Source organism: Tenacibaculum sp. TB-53 (assembly GCF_059716285.2).
On the sequence record NZ_CM202790.1, the window covers coordinates 1,683,576 to 1,702,601 of the forward strand.

The 19,026-nt window shown below is 32.0% G+C and carries 14 protein-coding genes and 3 tRNA genes; 1 reads left to right on the plus strand and 16 read right to left on the minus strand.

All coding sequences use genetic code 11. The features are described 5' to 3' along the window. Positions 1-29 precede the first annotated feature (29 nt). The 16 genes from AC3VJB_RS07670 to AC3VJB_RS07745 form a co-directional block, all read right to left on the minus strand. On the minus strand, positions 30-1,925 hold the full coding sequence (locus AC3VJB_RS07670) for a site-specific DNA-methyltransferase (protein ID WP_497666990.1): 1,896 nt from the start codon (positions 1,923-1,925) through the stop codon (positions 30-32). Positions 1,926-2,062: 137 nt separating this feature from the next. Beyond that, positions 2,063-2,284 carry a hypothetical protein gene (locus tag AC3VJB_RS07675; protein ID WP_497666991.1) on the minus strand — a complete coding sequence of 74 codons (222 nt, stop codon included), beginning with the start codon at positions 2,282-2,284 and terminating at the stop codon, positions 2,063-2,065. A 4-nt stretch (positions 2,285-2,288) separates the two neighbouring features. Further along, on the minus strand, positions 2,289-2,591 hold the full coding sequence (locus AC3VJB_RS07680) for a DUF6804 family protein (RefSeq protein ID WP_497666992.1): 303 nt from the start codon (positions 2,589-2,591) through the stop codon (positions 2,289-2,291). Then, a complete protein-coding gene (locus AC3VJB_RS07685) occupies positions 2,581-3,120 on the minus strand; it encodes a hypothetical protein (RefSeq protein WP_497666993.1) in 540 nt (179 codons plus the stop codon). Before AC3VJB_RS07685 ends, AC3VJB_RS07680 begins: the two co-directional genes overlap by 11 nt. Before the next feature lie 2 nt (positions 3,121-3,122). Continuing rightward, positions 3,123-4,892, minus strand: a complete 1,770-nt coding sequence (locus tag AC3VJB_RS07690) for an AAA family ATPase (RefSeq protein ID WP_497666994.1) — start codon at positions 4,890-4,892, stop codon at positions 3,123-3,125. Next, complete coding sequence (locus AC3VJB_RS07695) at positions 4,893-5,579, minus strand: hypothetical protein (protein ID WP_497666995.1); 687 nt, start codon at positions 5,577-5,579, stop codon at positions 4,893-4,895. A 12-nt stretch (positions 5,580-5,591) separates the two neighbouring features. After that, positions 5,592-8,096, minus strand: coding sequence for an Hsp70 family protein (locus AC3VJB_RS07700; protein ID WP_497666996.1), 2,505 nt, complete (start codon positions 8,094-8,096; stop codon positions 5,592-5,594). A gap of 11 nt (positions 8,097-8,107) precedes the next feature. Further along, on the minus strand, positions 8,108-9,046 hold the full coding sequence (locus AC3VJB_RS07705; RefSeq protein ID WP_497666997.1) for a hypothetical protein: 939 nt from the start codon (positions 9,044-9,046) through the stop codon (positions 8,108-8,110). After that, positions 9,046-10,716: a CFI-box extended C-terminal domain-containing protein gene (locus tag AC3VJB_RS07710; RefSeq protein WP_497666998.1), complete on the minus strand. Its 1,671-nt coding sequence runs from the start codon at positions 10,714-10,716 to the stop codon at positions 9,046-9,048. Before AC3VJB_RS07710 ends, AC3VJB_RS07705 begins: the two co-directional genes overlap by 1 nt. 74 nt (positions 10,717-10,790) lie before the next feature. Further along, complete coding sequence (locus AC3VJB_RS07715) at positions 10,791-11,984, minus strand: site-specific integrase (RefSeq protein WP_497666999.1); 1,194 nt, start codon at positions 11,982-11,984, stop codon at positions 10,791-10,793. Positions 11,985-12,029: 45 nt separating this feature from the next. Continuing rightward, a complete protein-coding gene (locus AC3VJB_RS07720; protein WP_497667000.1) occupies positions 12,030-12,899 on the minus strand; it encodes a viperin family antiviral radical SAM protein in 870 nt (289 codons plus the stop codon). A gap of 63 nt (positions 12,900-12,962) precedes the next feature. Beyond that, positions 12,963-14,894 (minus strand): hypothetical protein, encoded by a 1,932-nt coding sequence (locus AC3VJB_RS07725; protein WP_497667001.1) that lies wholly within the window; start codon positions 14,892-14,894, stop codon positions 12,963-12,965. Positions 14,895-15,234: 340 nt separating this feature from the next. Further along, positions 15,235-15,308 (minus strand) — tRNA-Arg (locus AC3VJB_RS07730). Between the two features lie 8 nt (positions 15,309-15,316). After that, a tRNA-Pro gene (locus tag AC3VJB_RS07735) sits at positions 15,317-15,391 on the minus strand. Positions 15,392-15,415: 24 nt separating this feature from the next. Next, positions 15,416-15,497 (minus strand) — tRNA-Ser (locus tag AC3VJB_RS07740). Positions 15,498-15,588: 91 nt separating this feature from the next. Continuing rightward, positions 15,589-17,631, minus strand: a complete 2,043-nt coding sequence (locus AC3VJB_RS07745; protein ID WP_437822877.1) for an HD family phosphohydrolase — start codon at positions 17,629-17,631, stop codon at positions 15,589-15,591. 207 nt (positions 17,632-17,838) lie between these two features. Here AC3VJB_RS07745 and AC3VJB_RS07750 point away from each other — a divergent pair, with 207 nt between their 5' ends. Then, positions 17,839-19,014 carry an acetyl-CoA C-acyltransferase gene (locus tag AC3VJB_RS07750; RefSeq protein ID WP_253057014.1) on the plus strand — a complete coding sequence of 392 codons (1,176 nt, stop codon included), beginning with the start codon at positions 17,839-17,841 and terminating at the stop codon, positions 19,012-19,014. Positions 19,015-19,026 lie beyond the last annotated feature (12 nt).

The following is a 19,026-nucleotide window of genomic DNA, read 5'->3' on the forward strand; positions in this document are numbered from 1 at the left end:
CCTCTCGACTGCGCTCGAGGTGACAAAGGTTATATCACTTTCATTTCTGTATTAGGGCTTAATTGCTTTAGCAACTGCTTTACGTTTTCTTTGGCAGTATCGTTTTTAAAACTACTGTCTTTACACACAAAACGTAACGGTTGGTGTTTGGCAATTTCTTTGGCAAATGCCTCGTCTAAGTCTTTATCAAAACAAGCGAGTAAGTAATTGGTATCTACCACAAATACTTCTTTACCTAATACGGTTTCTTTTTGGGTGTTTAGGGTTAATGGTAAGCCCCAATCTAATAGTATTTGCGTGAGTAAATCTTCTGAAGTTCTATCTTCTTTTATGTTATCTGCAAATACGTCTAATTGCCCTTGGTTGTAGTCTTGTGGTTTGTAATACACGTCTTGCATATTGCTACTATCTACTTTAAAAACTTTAAAACCGTAATCTATATCTGCCTTGGTTTCTTCTTTAATTTTTGTAGCAGCTCTACGAATACGTTCTTTACCTATCTCACAAATATTTTTATAGCCAGCTTTGTAAGCTTCACTTTTCTCGTCTGTGGCTTCTGGTAATTGTGCCATAATAAACTTACGGTTACCACCATCTTCTGCATTGAGTTGCATTACTGCGTGAGCTGTGGTTGCAGAACCTGAGAAAAAATCTAAAATAACATTATTTTTTTCATTAATTATTTTGGTTAGATATTTTATTAAAATAGAGGGTTTTGCAAAGTCAAATGGTATATCTAATTTTTGCAATTCTTTTGAACTCAATCTATTTTCATATTTATCAATAAAATCATTCGGTAATTGACCTTCTTCTTGTCTATCTTTTAGCCAAATTTTAGTATATATATTCCATTTAGACTTATTACCTTCAGCATCGAAAAGCGGTGAAGAATTAGTTTCTTTAAATTCTATATTACCTTCTTCAAGCATTTTTAAATAAGATTCTTCAACTACTCTCCATCTTTTACCTTTTGGTGGTATTACCATTTCATTATCAGGACACTTTATATAATATCGAGCGTTTCTGCTTCTTTCCAATGTTAAAGAAGATTGATATAGCCCCATCGTTCTATATAACTCACCTTTACGTTCACCTTCTTTTTCAATATTCGTGTAAACCTTTCTAATAAGATTTTCATCCATTTCATCTCTAAATGGATTAAGAGAACCTATTTTCTTTGCATAAACTAAAATAAATTCAACGTTAGGCGAAAAGAATCTTCCTGAAGCTCCTCCTTTCTTGGCTAATCTACTGACATCAGCAACAAAATTACTCTCCCCAAAAATTTCATCTGCAATTTTACGTAGGTTGTGTACCTCGTTATCATCAATAGACATAAAAATAACCCCATCATCAGTTAATAAGTTACGTGCTAGTTTTAAACGTGGGTACATCATAGAGAGCCAATCGCTATGGTAACGCCCTGCGGTTTCTGGGTTGGCTACTAAGCGGTTGCCGTACTCGTCTGTTTGGTCGGTTTCTTCTTTATACTCACTACTGTCTTGTGTAAAATTATCTTTGTATACAAAGTCTTTACCTGTGTTGTATGGTGGGTCTATATATATCATTTTAATTTTACCCAAGTAGCTTTCTTGTAAAATTTTGAGTACTTCTAGGTTATCGCCTTCTATGTAGATGTTTTCTGTATTGTCAAAATCTACAGAATCTTCACGTACTGGTCGTAGTGTTTTGGTGGTAGGTAAATTGGCCTTTACAATAGCTTCTTTTTTACCAGGCCATTCTAGTCGGTAGCGTTCTTTTGCACCTTCTACTACCTCGTAGTTAAGTTCTTGTTTTAAGAGGTCGAAATCTATGGCTTTTCCTTCTGCAGTTTCGGTAACACAGTTAGGAAATAAAGCGGCTATTTTTTCTATATTTTGGTTCACCAAGTCTGGTGTGGTTAGGTCTAGTTTGTCTGTACGCATTGCAATTAAAATGTTGTAAGAAATTTACAAAAGTGTGAACAGTAAAAATATAAATATTTACGAGAACTCTGTTAACAAAACCTTGCAAAATGACCTAAGGCAACTTGCCAAGTTTTTACTGTAAAACACTCCTTTAATTATTGCAATTTTAACTCGCCAAAACAGTTAAAGTGAGGTATATCTCTACTACTATAGGTAATAGATTTATCTTTATTTTGTACCCATTCGGTTATTTTATAAGCCACACCTTCATCATTATAATAAACAATAGTTTTAGCATAAATTTTTCCTTTTTCTGGACAAACGTGTCTTATTTGTTTAATTACTTGTCCTGAAGATGATATTTTGTATTTATCCATTAGACTAATTTATTTTTTTATTTAGAAAAAAACTAAAAATTAAACCTAAACCAACAATAACATCTACTAAATTCCAAAGCATCCTCCCAAGTGCTATTTTAAAAAATGGCTGAAAGAGTAAGGCAAGTCCACCGTAAATAATCATTTCAGTCTGCTTTTGATCTTGATTTGCTTGATATGCCAAAATTCCAAACCCTATTAATGCCACAAACCTCACGATTTGATAAAATCCATAAGGCATATCTAATAGGCATAGGAAAAACAGAATTGCTAAACCAATTTTTATTAATGCTTCACTATTCTTCATTGTTCTCTTTCAAACTATCAAATATGTCATCATCAATTTCACTTATCAACTCAAATTCATTTGAAATATGAGTATCAAAGAAATCATCTTGAAGTCTTGCTAAATAAGAATCAGTGATAATATCTTGCTCCAAATAGTCTTCAAAATCAGGATGCTTTTCAAGAATTAGTTCGTTATCTATTTTTAGCTTTGAACGTATTACTTTGAAAAACTTGATTTCGCTATATTCAACTTTTTCGTCTGCTTTTATTGTGTCAATTGCAACTTCAATCAAATTAAGCTCATTGGATACTGTCAATTTAGAATTTGTTAGTTCATCAAAATAATCTCTCATAAATTGATGTCCATCTTTATTGATGGCAATTAAAAGATTGTCCATTTCTGTATTGACATCTAAATCCCCAAAAGTCTTTTTCTCTTTATGCAAACGTTTAATCAGTTTAATTTCTCGTTTGTCTATATCGCCATCACAAGCCATACAGGAAAAAGCTGTTTTAAGCAAAAGTTTGTCGAATTGTAATGCTTCCATATCTAATTGTTTTTAAAACCAATTCTTGGTCGGTCGTTAGTATTTTCTGCTAATCCTTCCATTTTTGCTTTGATAGAAATGTAACTATTCAATTCTTTTAGTGAAATAGAAGGTTTGTTTTTCTTTATTGTTTCAAGAAGTATCTCTTTTGAAATTCTTGACTTGAATTTTAATGCTGTTCTTGAAGCTTCATCACAAAGGAATTTAATGTCGCTCGAAACATAGTTCTCTGTTGCTTTTGCAAATACTGAATAATCTAAACCTATTTCTCTTGGTCTTTTATCCAAGTATAACTTGAACATCAATTCACGAGCTTCAAAGTCTGGTGGTGGCAAGTAAATTACTTTATCTAATCTTCCCGCTCTCAATATGGCTGGGTCAATTGAATTTGGCCTATTGGTTGCACCAATTATAAATATTCCATCTTCACCACAATTATTCATTTGTGCTAAAAACTCATTAACAGCACTGGTGTTCATATGATTTACACTCGAATTATCACGATTTGGAACAACTGCATCCAATTCATCAATAAAAATAATGCTTGGTGCATTTTCACGGGCTTCATCAAAAATATCTTTGATTTGTTCCTGTGTTTGATTTACGTATTTACTTTGAATGTCGGAAGGCTTTAATTGATAAAAACTAAACCCTATTTCTTCTGCCATTCGCTCCGCAAAAAATGTCTTTCCACAACCTGGTGGACCATAAAGTAACATTCCATTTGGTATGGTTAAACCATATTCTGCATAACGTTCTTTTTCGTTTAAGGCATCAATAACGTCAAGTTGGATTGTGTCTTTTAATTTTTGCATTCCTGCAATAGCCGAAAAACCTTTTCCTTTTTTTATTTGTTTTAGTTTAGGTTTTGAAGTCTGTTGTGGTGAAGACAATTGAACTTCCAATTCACCGTTAATAGCTTTTACAAAATCATTTACATTTTTAAAACGATGTTCCGCATTTGGTTGTAAAGCCTTGTTAATTATATTCTGAGTTTGTTGGTCCGTAATATTTAAAAACCTTAAAGACTTCTTTCGTTCATCAATAACAACATCTTCTAATTTAACTTTGTCAGCCTTGTATTTAGAAATTTCTACAAACCAAGGTGGTAAGCCTTCTAACAAATGATAATACAAAGCTCCAACCGAAAACACATCACTTTGAACGGAAAAAACTTTATTAAATGCTTCATTCGCTTGATAAAATGGATTTAATCCTTCTTTCAAAAAGTCTTTATTGGATTGACTTAAAAAACGTGCATAACCAAAATCAATAATTTTAGGAATAGATATTTTACCTGATAAATCCAACATCACATTTAAGTTGGTAATATCGTTGTGGATGATTGGGTTGTTTAAAGAATGTAAATACTTCAATCCGTTTAAAACTCCTAAAATGATGTCTTTTGTTTCGTAAATATTTAGTGATTGCTCACGTTTTAATTTATCAGCCAAAGTTTCACCACTGATGAAGTCAAGAATAGCATAAGCGTATTTTTGATTGTCAAGAAGTAATTCACCGCTATCACAGAATTTAACTAAATTAGGATGTTTGATTTCCTTTAAAATCTCAACTTCCAAAACATCATCATTTTCGGTAAACTGTGTTCTATTCAATTTTGAATACGCAAACAGCTTCAATAATTTGGTTTTTCCGTCTTGGTCTTTTACTCGATAGGTTTCGGCATAACTTCCCTTTTTAAGAAAGAAAGTTACCTTGTACTTATCATTAATGGATTGACCTTTGGATAATATTTGACTTTGTTTATTCATTTAAAATGCTTCCTCTTGATTACTCGGATGTGTACTAAAGTTTCCATTTCGCTGTAAAATCAGTTCATACTCTAAAATATTATTGCTTAAATATTGTGGATCATCCTTACCGAAACTCTCATTTGATATGAAACCTCCTTTCATCTCACCACTTTTCATAGGTTTTTCAGGATTCCAGCCTTTGCCATAGTAAAAGAACGTTTGGTAAGTACCATTGGGGAATGAGAATGTATAACTGCTCCCTGAATTAATGTAAGCGTGTCTAACAACTTTATCATTCTTTTTAATTGTTACAATCACGTCTGAATTACTTGTCCTCACTTTAATCTGTGAACACCCATAGTCATTACAAGAGGAATTACCACCATAATAGCGTGAATAAGGCGTTGCTCCCGTGTGAAGAGAATTGTTTATGTATTTTTCATAAATAGCTCTTTCTCTTCTTTCTTCTTCAAGACGAGCTTCTCTTGCAATACGTTCTTCTTGTTCACGTTTTTCTCGCTCTATTCGCTCTTGTTCTAATTGAAAGGCACGTTCAGCTTCTTCCGCTTTGCGTTTTTCTTCTAATTCAATTCTTTGCTGTTCTTCCCTTGCTAATCGTTGCTTTCTTTCTGCTTCACTTTCGCAAGAAGAAAGAAAAATGGCGAAACAAAAAAGAGATAGAAATAATATAGTTTTTGATCTCATAATTGAAATAGTTTAACCTACTAGTATATCTCCGTCATCACTTGGTATTTGCGTCTCTGGAATCATATCATATAAAGAGATTAATATTTGTCTTAACTCTTCTTTATCAGGACCATTTACAATTTTCTCCATACCTGAATTAACCAATTGTCTTGCTTTAGTTGAGTTATTCCAAGAGTAGTCGCCAAAATTATCATTGAAGTTTCTTAACATTCCAATAAACTGATATATCTCTGTCATTTTGAAAAAGAACATCTCAATTTCTCCTAAAAGCACATTTCCAAGTTTTACATCTTTTGCTCGAATAACTTCATCCAACTGCGAACGGAACTGATTAACCACTTGTGTCGTTTTATCATTTCCTAAATCATTGTTGGCTTTTTCCAATCGGTAAAATTCTTCTTTCAAAGTTTCTTCCAATTTTGGCCATTCTGTCCCTTCATTCAAATCATCAATCTTTTTTAATGATTTTCTTAAATTAGATACGACCTGTTTTTGTGTATCAATATCATTTTTATTTGACACAAATGTCTTTTCAGTTTCTTGTAATTCCTTGTCTACTTGTTCAATTACCTCGCTATTAGAGTTGCCATCCTGCTTTAATTCAAATAAACTTCCTTTGGCTTTTCTTATTTCCTCTTCTAACCATTCTGTTTGTAATGATTCTTTGAAACTTTTAGCCTCTACCTCGTGTGTGTAATCTAAATACGGAAAGTAGGCTGTTACGGTGATTTTCTCTGACCTATCTATGTTTACGGTCAAATCAACATCACTACCAGCAGGAAGTAAAGAAGGTAAATCTGCACCTGATATCTTAATTGTATTTACGTGTTCATTATGAATAGCTCTTGTACCTTCTGAACCGTGTTCACCTTCATAAACAGGAATTTTTATAAAGTCAGAATCCATTCCTGGGCGAATTTGCTTTTGTGTTTTTAACCCGTTTCGTATTCCGACAGCTGGAATCGATTGGTTTTTTTCTAAACCTTTCACGGTTTTGAATCTAATCTTCCCTGTTGCTTTATCTTTAAGTTCAATACCTACATTGTAAGGAAGGGTAGCACTACCAATTTTTGAACCTTGAATTAGACTAAAAGATGATGGTTCACATTCTAAAATGTTTCCTTTATCATCATAAAGTACTACTTCAAAAATATTGGTTTTACCCTCGTTTAGTTGAATTTCAACAACTTCACCAATAGTGTTAATTTCTACTTTTCCACTTGACCAAGCTTTGTCTCCTCTTGTAACTTCTGCAAAAACGGTTTCAGGAATATTTCCTTCTGTTTTGTCTGCCAAAATTTTAATAGGTACAAACTCTTCGGTTTCAACAGTTGAAGATTCGTTTGCAATTTCCAACTGAATCTTTGTTTTATCTCTGGTTTGTTCTCTTACTTCTTCCGAAACATCAACCGTTGACGCATACAAAGCAGCACCTTTTGAAACTACTGTCATTGGGTCTGCACTCGTATCAGGTTTGCAGATTTGTTCTTCTAACATTTTTCTTAAAACAGGAGAGAAAGTAGGACCTCCTACAAGTATTAAAGAATCTAAAGAAGAACCTTTTAGGTTATTTCTTTCTAACAGGGTTAAGCTACAATTGACAGCTTTTTGAAAAACAGGCTTTAGAACCTTTTCAATTTCTGATTGACTTATAGTTACATCAATTTCAATTTCTTCACCTTCATCATCAACACCACACCTGTCTTCTTTATATAAATTATACGAATCTTTAAATGAAAGTTCATTCTTTAATTCTTCGGCAAATGATTTTAAGGCGTCTCTGTAACTACTCTTTTTTGCTTCATCATTCAAATAACTGTCTATCGAAAAGTTTTCTTGGATGTGTGGAATTAAAATTTCATCTACGATTGCATAATCTAGGTTTTTACCACCAAGATAGTTGTCACCTTCGGTGTCAATAACCTTCATAATACCCTCTTCTACTTTTAGAAGTGCAGCATCAAAAGTTCCACCTCCAAAATCAAATACCAACCAAAAACCATCTTTTTTATCAGTATCTAAACCATATGCCATTGCAGCAGCCACAGGTTCTTGTAACAATTCTATATGACTAAATCCTGCTAGTTTAGCAGCCTCTCTTGTAGCTTCTTTTTGATTGTTTTTAAAAGCAGCAGGAACTGTTATTACAATTGAAGAGAAGTTCTCATCCGTAATAAATGATTTCAAAGATTTAAGTATTTCAGCAGACAATTCTTCTGAACTCAAATCACCACCATATTCTGATGAGTACTTCTTATCAGTACCCATTGTTCTTTTGAATTCAATAAATGCGTTTTGGCTTATATCTTTTGATAAGGCAGATTCCTTTTCACTTCTATATGCGGCATATGCTTTATCTCCAACAAGGATTCCCTTTTTATTAAATGCGACACAAGATGCCATTGTGTCTTTTTGAGGTAGTTTCTTTATGGTTGCTTCTCCATTTTCCATTCTGGAAATAGCGGAATTGGTGGTTCCTAAATCAATTCCGTAGTCAATTTTAGTTCTTGCCATTTGATAATATTTTAATTTTGTGAAACATCAACTTGTGCTCGTTGAATGAGTACACCTTTATAATTTACTTGTGGTTTTATCACTGCTGTAATAATCCTAGTTCCTTCTTCTAAATTTTCATCCGTAATGAAGTTGATAACATCAATGTTAAATCTTTCATCATAAGCTTTGTTTAGGTGGTTTATCATTTCGTAACCATTTGCAGCAAAGTTGTTTTGAATACGTTCAATTCCTTTTAATAAAGGTTTTAAACCTTTGGTTTCATTACCCATTTTGGAAATGTTTTTTTGCATTCTTACAATTTCATCTGCAACTTTTAAGGCCAAAGAATGGTCTGCTTTTTCATTAGAAGCAATTGGTTGTGATTTGCTTGTTTCTTGTTGCAGTTTCAATTGCGTTTCTAAAACTTCAACCAATTTGTTGTCCAATTTTACGCTTTCTTCTTCTAGAGAAGCTTTAGTGTTTCTGATTTGAGTTTCCACATCTGTTTTACTAGAAGAAATACGTTTACCTAATAGCCAATAAATCAAACCACCTAATAACAGCGTTGCCAAAGTGGCAATTATCCAATACAAACGGTTTTTCTCTACGTTGTTATCTAATTCTGCAATTTGCGAATCTGCCTTTTGTCCTGTTTCTTGGATTTTTGTTCCTAGCTCATTTGAAATGGTTGTAATGTTTTGACTGTTAGTTTGAATGAGTTCACTTAAACTATCATAAGAAACGTTCAAGTTTTTATTTTCAGTTTGCAAACTTGAAATTGTTTGACCTTGTTTTCCTATCGTGTAGTTTTGACTGTTTAACTTTTTGGTTAAGGCATCAATTTCTTGTTGTTGCTTTGATAAATTGCTTTTGATAGTCGGTATTTCTTTAACCAAAATTGAATCTTGTTGCTGTGCAAAAAGATTAGTTACTCCGAAAAAGAGTACTACGAGTATAAGTTTCTTCATTATTTTCTGATTGTTTTTATGAACTGGTCTAATCCTTTTCGGATTATCAAGTTGATTGCTTGTTTATTTTTTAGTCTTTCAACTAATGTTGGAGAATACTTGTAGTAGAAGCTGATAAATCTTCTTCCTAAAATTGTTTTGCTCAAAAAGTCATCTCTGAATTTTCGTAACTCCAAAACTTGTGGATGGTCGTAATCACCATAAGCCATTGTAGCAATGTAACAACCTCCTTTGTCTGCTGCACTGCTAATAGTTGAACCAACTTTTTTTGCTGTAGCTGATGCTTGAGCAGCTCGAACATCTTTCCAATAGCAAAGGTGCTTTACTTTATTTATTTGAATCGGACCGAGTTTACCAAATAAGAAATCTACAAGGCTTTTATATTCCGAAACTTTGATTTGATTTGAGCAACGCTGAATGGTTTCAACATTGTTCATACTTATCCCATTACTTACAACTTCAACAACTTTATCCCAATCTAAAGCTTGCTTTTTCATCTTTTCAACCTTGCTCCAATTAATTGAAACGTCAGTTCTTGGTAAACGCATTCCACTAAATTCGTGGTATTGTAATTTTTCTACTTCAGCATCAATTTGACTACAAGCTCTTTCGTAAGCTTCTTTAATTGAATTTAATATTGCAATCGCTTGATTAACCTCTCTGTCTTTCATATCGGCAAGAGTTTCAAGACTGTCTTTTGCTCTGTCCTTGGTTAATTTTCCAACCGCAATAGAGTCTGCCAATTTTGTCAATTTTTGAGCTGATTCAAGATAATTTTCATTGGAATCATTTTCTTGACACTCGTTGAAATAATCAATACCGCATTGCATTATTTCATTTGCCAATTGGTCGGCAACCGATTTGTATTTTAGGTCGCTTGAACCAAGCAAGGATTTAAGTAGTGATAAATCTTCTTTGGTATTTGTGAAAAGCCTTAAGCCATATTCATAAGCATTGCCTTTACTTGCTTTTCGTTTCTTTTTGCAACTTTCAATTTGGTTTTCAATTTTGTGTAAAGGCTCTTCTGTGAATTTTTTAGAAAGATATTGTTGTGTCATTCCGTTGCAGCCACTAAACAATTGCATTGTATCTGAACTTGAATACTGGTTTTTGAATTGCGTTAGCAATTCATCAATCAGTTTTTCAGATTGTTTTTGCTTGTCAATGGTATAGGTTTCGTCAGCAACAGAATGAACAAAATTTTCAAAATAATCAGATTCAATCAGTTTTATTTTGGCTTCAATCCCTGTTTTAATATCAGATTTATCCCTGCTTAAAAGTTTATAAGTTCCGAGATTGTTGAAAGCAGAGAAGTTTTTGGAATTAACATCTTTGTCAGTTGTTACTTTTCCCCAAATCTCGACTGCTTTTTCTTCATCACCATTTTTTAAGTATTCAAGAGCTGTGTTGTCAAACGGACTTGCATTTAAAAACCAAAACAGAGAAAAGTTTACTTTGTCTTGGTTTTGCTCAATTTGTGAGAAGGCTTTGCTTACAGATTCTTCTGTTCTGGAAATTCCGTTAAGGATTTGAAAGTCAAAATCGGATTTGATTTCTTTTCCAACCTTTGTATAGGCTTTTATTTTTCCTTTTTGTTTTTCAATTTCTCTTTGTGTGGCATTAGAAAGTACACCTACAACTCTATAGGGATTAAAATTGATTTTATCCATCTATTTCTATAATTATTTTTTTTGTTTTAAATATATGAAAAAACTTGACAATTCCACAAATCATATCCCCATGTTTATTTTAGTTTTTTAGTCAATTTTAACACCTCACTACTTATCCTTAACTTAACAACTTCAGCATAGTGTTCTTGGGTAACTTGTAATCTAGAATGACCTAGAAGCTCACTTACAACCTCCATTGAAATACCATTAGATAATAAAACAGTAGTTGCAAAAGTCTTTCTTGCATTATGATGCGTTAGTTTCTTCTCTATTCCTAATACACCTGATATTTCCTTTAAATAAGAATTAAACCTTTGATTGCTAATCTTAGGTAATTCATTTCCATATTTATCTAAAATCTGTTGTGCTTTAGGCAGTATAGGAACTAATACTTTAGAACCTGTCTTTTTTCTATACATTTCAATCCATTTATTACCATCAAAACCTAATTTAATATGTTCTTCTGACAAAATAGACATTTCTTGATAAGCTAAACCTGTATAACAACAAAACACAAACAAATCTTTTACTTGCTGTAATCTTGGTTGTTTAAAAGTGTACTCTTCTAAATCATTTAGTTCCTCTTTAGTGAGGTAAACAAGTTTTAATTTATACTTAGTTGGCTTGTACAAAACAAAAGGGTTTCTATCCAAATGATTCTCCGCTATACCAAATTGAATAATTTTTTTTAAACGCTGTAAACTCCTATTTATAGTTGCTTGGCTTAATTTCTTCTCGGTTTTAAAATAGTACTCCAAGTCCTTTATAAACTTCAATTCAAGCTGATTTAGCTTTACATCAGACCTTTTGTATTTATACTTTATAAACTCTGCTACTTTGCGTTTATTTTCAACATATCTACCCCAAGATGTTTCATTAAAATCAATTCCTATAAGAGCTTTTGTAGCATCATTATGTAAGTCATATAGTTCCAAGAGTGTTTTTTCAGTTCTTATATTCTCTCCCTTGTATTGACTATAAATATCATCTACACCAAAATCTTTATGTTGAAATTGTAGTAATAAAAAAGCCTCATTAATCTTCTGACTAATAAGGCTTAACTGTATGTTTACATTTGTAGAGTTTTCTGCTTTATCTAAAAGCTTTTGTTTTTTACTATTCCATAATTCTGGACATATAAATAATCCTGTGGCAAATTGTTTTCTTTTCTTTTTATAGGTAATTCTACAATATAGAGGTGTTTTACCATCTTTTCTGAGTCTTGTAGAAGAAACAACAAATAATATCTTAATAATGTGTTTATTCATAATTTTAAATTTCATTTTCTCTAAACTTTTAACTACTTTTTAGTATTAGATTAATAGCCAATTATAATCACCACCTCTTTTCAAGAACTTTTCAAAACTGTAGTCCATTTCACCTAAAGCTCTTTTAACACCTATCTTCAAAATTGGTTTGCTGTAATTATGCCTACCCTCAGAATTGCTAAAAAATCTTCCAGCTGGGTCTATCATAACGTAACTCCCCTTTATATCATTATTTGTTTCTGGAACTAAGCAATTAATAGCTTTATGTTTTTCGAGGAATGATGCAAACTTTTTATTATCTATTAAATAAACATCTACTTTAGCGTCATTTTGACCTTTGATTGGTAACACTTGCAAAAGCTTCCATCTTTTAGGTTTCGCAAAATCAATAAAATCATTAAAATCGTCTCGATAGTTATAGGCATTGACTACAGTGTTTATTTTTAAGTTATAATCATAACTTTTAACTAGACTAACTTTTTCATAATAAAAAGACTCACTTAAAGCTCTTTTTCCAACAATTGCTCTACCTATTTTTAAATTAGCTTCTTTATTAAGGCTATCAATACTTAAAGCTATCCAATCAAGATATTCTTTATTTTGTATTAAAAAGCTCTCTGTTAACCTACTCCCGTTTGTTACAATCATCGTGGTCATACCTAATTGTTTTGCTGTTCTAATTAACTCAGGCAACCAAGGACATAACAATGGTTCCCCTCCAGCAAATGTTATTTTTTTAAAACCTGAAGCTGCTATTTTTCTTACAACATTAATCGCGTCAACTTCTGGCAAATGTCCTTTCGGTAAAATAGTTTGTTTTACGTCTTGAAAAGTTGCAAAGCAAAATTTACAACGCATGTTACATGGTTCCCATAAGTGGAAGTTTACACTTGGAATAAATTCATTAGTTTTCATAAAAGATAGTTTAAAATTGAGCTTATATTTAAGCTTCTATCTCTTCAAAAACTATAATTCAAATTATTCTAAAATACTCTTATATAATGTATCGGACTCTATAAGTTCAATAAAATCATTGAGATTATTAAAACATAATCCTTCTAAATCTAATAATCGTTTGGCATGAATTAAATCTTGACAACTAACACGATAAACCTCATTATTCCATGTTCCTACCTTCTCTAATGCAGTGGTTACATACCACAAGTGTAACTTTTTACCTCCATTATAAACTTCCTTAGCTAACTTAAGTTGTCTTTCAGCTTTTCTGTCTTGTGGTAATTGATTATGCAATTCAAGCACATTTGTTTTTTGTGTTGTACGTTTTAATTGCATAAAAATTATGTTTTCATCATCTTCCATAACAACATCCACATCACCATACTCCTGATTATCTTCTAACAGGAATGTTTTCCATACACTATTATCATAAGTTTCTCTAATTATTTCTTCAATTCTTTTACCATCTCTAGGTCTGAAGTTTTTTAATATGGACTCAGAAATTGTGAATAAACCTGTAAAACTTGTAATGATACCAATTGGTGAAACAATATGTTTTCCAATTTTTATAAAGGGCTTTTGAAACAAACTAACTGGCATTTTGAACGGATTAAACTCTTTGCTTTTCCAGTTAAAACAAAACGCATCAATTAATTGGTGAAACTCTTGAGGAGTAGAGTTTATACCAGAAGACTTGGCTGCATCGTACAATATGTCCTTATCACTAATTATTATAAATTCTAAAACTCTTTTTGTTAATAATAGCTCTGCAACTCCATTACAGTAATAATTCCGTCTAACCCGAGCAGTTTCATGAAGAGGCTCTTCTATAGTTTCTTTTTTACGCCATGCAATCCCATGAAGAAATGAAATCATGAAGTCAAGAGTAGGTAGCTTATTATTTTTTAAATCTTTGTCAACAATACCCAAATCATAAATTGCTTGTCTAATAGCATTTTTCCTAGTGTTTCCTAATTGATTATTTAAGCTTTTATTACCATTTACATACTTTATTTTATTAAGAGCATTTAAATGATTGAACAACCTTTCTCCTAACTGATAGTATAATTGTTCATTAAGAGTATACCTTTGAGTATCATACTCCCATTGCCTATTAAACGAACTACTTTCTTCAAAACGTAACGTATCATCCTCTAAATTAACTTTAAGTCCAGGTTCATAAGCATATCTAAATGTATTATCTTTTATGAGCACATATTCATAAGCTTTTTTAAAAATATTTTGCGTTCTAAACTTTCGAACACTATTCATATATACCCCCAAAAGCCTCTCTTTATTTATATCTATTTTTGATAAACTATATTTATCTTGAACAAATGCTAAAAGTAAACTCAGGGTCTCACCTGCATTATGCCATTTTATTTTATCATCTGGATTTTGATAGATAAAAGCTTCATAAGACGCGCAAATTTCCATACATAATTCATATGGAAGAAGCTGTAAATTTTCAATCTCATTTTTAACTTTACTCCATTTTTGGGTTAATAAAGCATCAAACTTGTACCAAATATTAAGTTCGTTCAATACTGAAATTGGTAAGTTCTCTTTTTTAAGTTTATCTAGTCGAATACTATTTCCAATAAAAGTTAATTTATTTTTATAACCCTGTATAAAAAGTGATGGATTATTATGCGCTACATATAGTTCAAATTCAAGTAGAATATCTTTTTGGTTTTCCAAATAATATTCCCATAACATAATAGCATCTTCGTTTAAAAGCCATTCTGAAGATTGCGTAATTAAAAAAGTATTGTAAAAAAAAGGATTACTAAAAAAAGACAGGGTTTTACTTTTCCTTCTTTTTCCTTGAACATCGGTATACCAATGTATAAAATCTGATAATTGTAATTTCCAAGCACAAGTATAAGCCTTTAAAAGTGAGTCTTCTTTATAAAGTTCTTGCGCTACTTTTTTGTAGTTTGTATTTTTCATGATAAACAAGTTAAAATTGACTATGTAGAATAGTGCTTGTTTATCTTAAGTACAAAGATATAAATTTTATAATAATACTTCAAAACACATATTCTTACCATAAACCATAAAATTATGGTAAATAATTGTAAAAATTTTATCACAACAACTTAAAAAATTAGTCTGAAAAACTGCAACCTTTTTAATTTTAGGCTGCAACCTTTTTTACACCCTTTTTTTTGATAATTTCTAGTAGTTTTTCTACAAATTAAGCAAACAGCATTTTCACCTAATTCCACCCGAAACCCTTACAAAACCTACAAAAACAAAAAAACCTTACTATTTCTAGCAAGGCTTATTGTGATCGCGACAGGATTCGAACCTGTGACCGTCTGCTTAGAAGGCAGATGCTCTATCCAGCTGAGCTACGCGACCATTCTTTGTCGGGGTGGCAGGATTCGAACCTGCGACCTCCTGCTCCCAAAGCAGGCGCGATGACCGGGCTACGCTACACCCCGATTAGTGTCATCTACAACTTTTTGCGGAGAGACCGGGATTCGAACCCGGGCATCCCGAAGGATGACAGCTTAGCAGGCTGCTGCATTACCACTCTGCCACCTCTCCTTAATTCTTGTCGAAACGTGAATTAAAAATTGCGAGTGCAAATGTATAACTATATATACGTTTCTACAAATTTTTTCACTAAAAAAATTACCTATTCTGGATACTCAACACGTAAGTGATAGATATTCATTAACTTATTCTTTATAATTTTTTTAATTTTTTCTATCTCTCTAAAAGTAATATCTGAATTTATGAACTGATTATCGTTTTTTTGCTTGTCTATAATCCTATCAATTAATACATCTATCGATTGTGCTGTCGGATTTTTTAAACTTTTAGAAGCAGCTTCTGCTGCATCACACATCATTAAAATAGCTGTTTCTTTTGAAAACGGAATTGGACCTTGGTATTGAAACTTCTGAATATTAACATCTGGATTATTTTCTTGTTCTTGTTTATAAAAGTAATAGGTAACGCTTGTTCCATGGTGTGTACGAATAAAGTCTATAATTCTATCCGGTAGTTTATATTTTTTTGCTATTTCTATTCCGTTAATTACATGATCTAAAATAATACGTGCACTATCTACTGGTAATAAATCATTATGTGGATTAACTCCTGTGGATTGATTTTCGGTAAAATACATTGGTTTTACCATTTTACCAATATCATGATACAAAGCTCCTGTTCTTACTAACATAGAGTTCGCTCCTATTTCATTCGCTGCTGCTTCAGCTAAATTAGCCACCTGCATTGAATGTTGGAACGTTCCTGGAGCTTTTTCATTTAAATCTCTTAATAGTTTTGAATTTGTATTAGAAAGCTCTAATAATGTTACATCAGAAACCAATCCGAAAAGCTTTTCATAAAAATAGATAAAAAACACTGCTAAGAACGACAACAATCCATTTGCTGCAAATAACCCAAAGTACATCCAATTTATCTTATCTGCATTCCCTTCTTTTAGAATAGAAAAGGCAAAATAAGTAACCATGTAAATTAGCGTAATTTGTCCAATAGACATAAATAAACTTGCTCTTTTATACAGTTCAGAAACCGTTAATATAGTTACAATCCCTGCAATAATGTGTAAGTAAATAAACTCAAAACTATTGGGTACAATAAATCCTAACAACAATACGGTAAGTACATGAGTAAATAAACCTAATCTGGCATCAAAAAAAGCTTTTAGTACAATTGGTAAAATACTTAACGGAACTACGTACAAATAACCAGAATTGTATTTTACCACCATAGTTTGTACAAAAATCATTAAAAAGATATTGAAGAAAATAAAAGTTACTTTATTGTTATCATTAAAAGTCTCAAACCTATATCTTTCTAAAAATAATAATAACATTAACAATGCCAAGGCTACTAAAATTGTGTATCCGAATACAATCCAATAATAATTAGATTTTGTCCAAATTCTAGAGCTTGACGCTACTTCATACGACTTTAAGACATTATATTTCCTTCCTTCAACAATGTCTCCTTTTAAAATAATTAATTCTCCTTTTGAAACCTTTCCTTTAGCATAAGAAATACCTTGAAAACGTTCATTTAACTCCTTTTCACTGTATTTATAATCATAGGTTACGTTAGGGCGCAAATTATTTGACAAATAGTTTATTAACAGGCGTTGTTTATAGTACTGAAGTCCCTCTGTATTTGTTCTTAAAAAGCTTAAAATATCTTTTGATTGTACTAACCTTGAAAACAGAACATCATCAATGGAGTTTCCTTTACGTAAAACTATCACATCTTCTCTATCTGCTTTATCAATGCTTGCATCATCTAAAAAACCATGTACGTAAATTTTATTTATAAGCTTCTCTCCTTCTCTAATTATGTCTCTAATTACGTTTGTTGATAATGAGTCAATACTCTTAACTTGGTTCGTAAATGAATGAGTTACCTCTTCTTTAATCGATGTATCAACTACAAAATATTTTTTTGAACTATTTTTAAGTTCGTTTTTTTCCTCTTCTATTTCTTCTGTAGTTTTTTGAATAGCAAAATCAAAAGGAGCATATAAATTGTCATATTGCCAAGGTTTTCCTTGTCTAAAATCGTACTTAAACTGTCCACCTTTAGGAAATAAATATACTATAGCAATTACCGTGATCAAAAACAATAATGCTTTGTAAATTACAGTATTATTTTTGTACAGTTTGTTAATTAAGTCGTTCATTTTTGATCTTTATAAAATGTAAATATAACCTTTCTCTATTATTTGAGTACTTGGCATAAAATGGTTATTTTCGCAAAACAAATCTTAATACAATTCACCCAATACATGAAATTAATAGCAGAAAATAATTATTAAGCGCTTAACAGCTTTGTTATTTTAGTCACTTTTGGTTATTGGGATAAATAAAAAATTAACAAATAGTAGCACATGAAAGAAGTAGTAATAGTATCGGTTGCAAGAACTCCAATTGGTAGTTTTTTAGGAACATTATCAACTACCCCTGCACCTAAATTAGGTGCTATAGCCATTAAAGGAGCTTTAGATAAAATTAACCTAAAACCAGAAATGGTTGAAGAAGTTTTTATGGGTAATGTTGTTTCGGCAGGTTTAGGACAAGCTCCAGCTCGTCAAGCGGCAATCTTTGCAGGAATACCAGATACTGTGCCTTGTACTACTGTAAATAAAGTTTGTTCGTCAGGAATGAAGTCTATAATGTTAGCTGCACAAACTATCGCTTTAGGTGATGCCGAAATAGTTGTAGCTGGAGGTATGGAAAACATGAGTATGATTCCTCATTACCAACACGCCAGAACAGGTTCAAAATTTGGACCTATTAAAATGGAAGATGGAATGCAGAAAGATGGATTAGTGGATGCTTACGAACAAGTAGCTATGGGAGTTTGTGCTGATGAATGTGCTGTTGAATATAAATTTTCAAGAGAGGATCAAGATGCTTTTGCAGTTGAATCATATAACCGTTCTGCTAAAGCGTGGAGCGAAGGAAAATTTGCAGATGAGGTTGTTCCTGTTGAAATACCTCAACGTCGTGGTGAGCCTATTATCTTTTCTGAAGATGAAGAATACAAGAATGTAAAAATGGAAAAAATACCTGCTTTACGTCCTGCATTTACAAAAGAAGGTACAGTAACTGCTGCTAATGCTTCCACAATTAATGATGGAGGAGCTGCTTTAGTATTAATGTCTGCAGATAAAGCTGCTGAATTAGGCTTAACTCCATTAGCTAAAATTAAAGGATATGCTGATGCTGCTCATGAACCAAAATGGTTTACAACTGCTCCTGCAAAAGCATTACCTAAAGCTTTAGCTAAAGCTGGAGTTTCTATTGATGATGTTGATTATTTTGAGTTAAACGAAGCTTTTTCTGTAGTTGGTTTAGCAAATATGAAAATCTTAGGATTATCTACTGATAAAGTAAATGTTAATGGTGGTGCCGTTTCATTAGGACACCCATTAGGCGTTTCAGGAGCTAGAATTATTATTGCTTTAACTTCAATATTAAAACAAAATAACGCTAAAATTGGTGCTGCCGGTATTTGTAACGGTGGTGGTGGTGCTAGTGCAATGGTTATTGAAAGAGTATAATTTTTTTAAAAG

Bases quoted from the DNA above. Each gene is read 5' to 3' on its own strand.
- AC3VJB_RS07670 (WP_497666990.1), bottom strand. From the start codon at position 1,925: ATGCGTACAGACAAACTAGACCTAACCACACCAGACTTGGTGAACCAA.
- AC3VJB_RS07675 (WP_497666991.1), bottom strand. From the start codon at position 2,284: ATGGATAAATACAAAATATCATCTTCAGGACAAGTAATTAAACAAATA.
- AC3VJB_RS07680 (WP_497666992.1), bottom strand. From the start codon at position 2,591: ATGAAGAATAGTGAAGCATTAATAAAAATTGGTTTAGCAATTCTGTTT.
- AC3VJB_RS07685 (WP_497666993.1), bottom strand. From the start codon at position 3,120: ATGGAAGCATTACAATTCGACAAACTTTTGCTTAAAACAGCTTTTTCC.
- AC3VJB_RS07690 (WP_497666994.1), bottom strand. From the start codon at position 4,892: ATGAATAAACAAAGTCAAATATTATCCAAAGGTCAATCCATTAATGAT.
- AC3VJB_RS07695 (WP_497666995.1), bottom strand. From the start codon at position 5,579: ATGAGATCAAAAACTATATTATTTCTATCTCTTTTTTGTTTCGCCATT.
- AC3VJB_RS07700 (WP_497666996.1), bottom strand. From the start codon at position 8,096: ATGGCAAGAACTAAAATTGACTACGGAATTGATTTAGGAACCACCAAT.
- AC3VJB_RS07705 (WP_497666997.1), bottom strand. From the start codon at position 9,046: ATGAAGAAACTTATACTCGTAGTACTCTTTTTCGGAGTAACTAATCTT.
- AC3VJB_RS07710 (WP_497666998.1), bottom strand. From the start codon at position 10,716: ATGGATAAAATCAATTTTAATCCCTATAGAGTTGTAGGTGTACTTTCT.
- AC3VJB_RS07715 (WP_497666999.1), bottom strand. From the start codon at position 11,984: ATGAATAAACACATTATTAAGATATTATTTGTTGTTTCTTCTACAAGA.
- AC3VJB_RS07720 (WP_497667000.1), bottom strand. From the start codon at position 12,899: ATGAAAACTAATGAATTTATTCCAAGTGTAAACTTCCACTTATGGGAA.
- AC3VJB_RS07725 (WP_497667001.1), bottom strand. From the start codon at position 14,894: ATGAAAAATACAAACTACAAAAAAGTAGCGCAAGAACTTTATAAAGAA.
- AC3VJB_RS07745 (WP_437822877.1), bottom strand. From the start codon at position 17,631: ATGAACGACTTAATTAACAAACTGTACAAAAATAATACTGTAATTTAC.
- AC3VJB_RS07750 (WP_253057014.1), top strand. From the start codon at position 17,839: ATGAAAGAAGTAGTAATAGTATCGGTTGCAAGAACTCCAATTGGTAGT.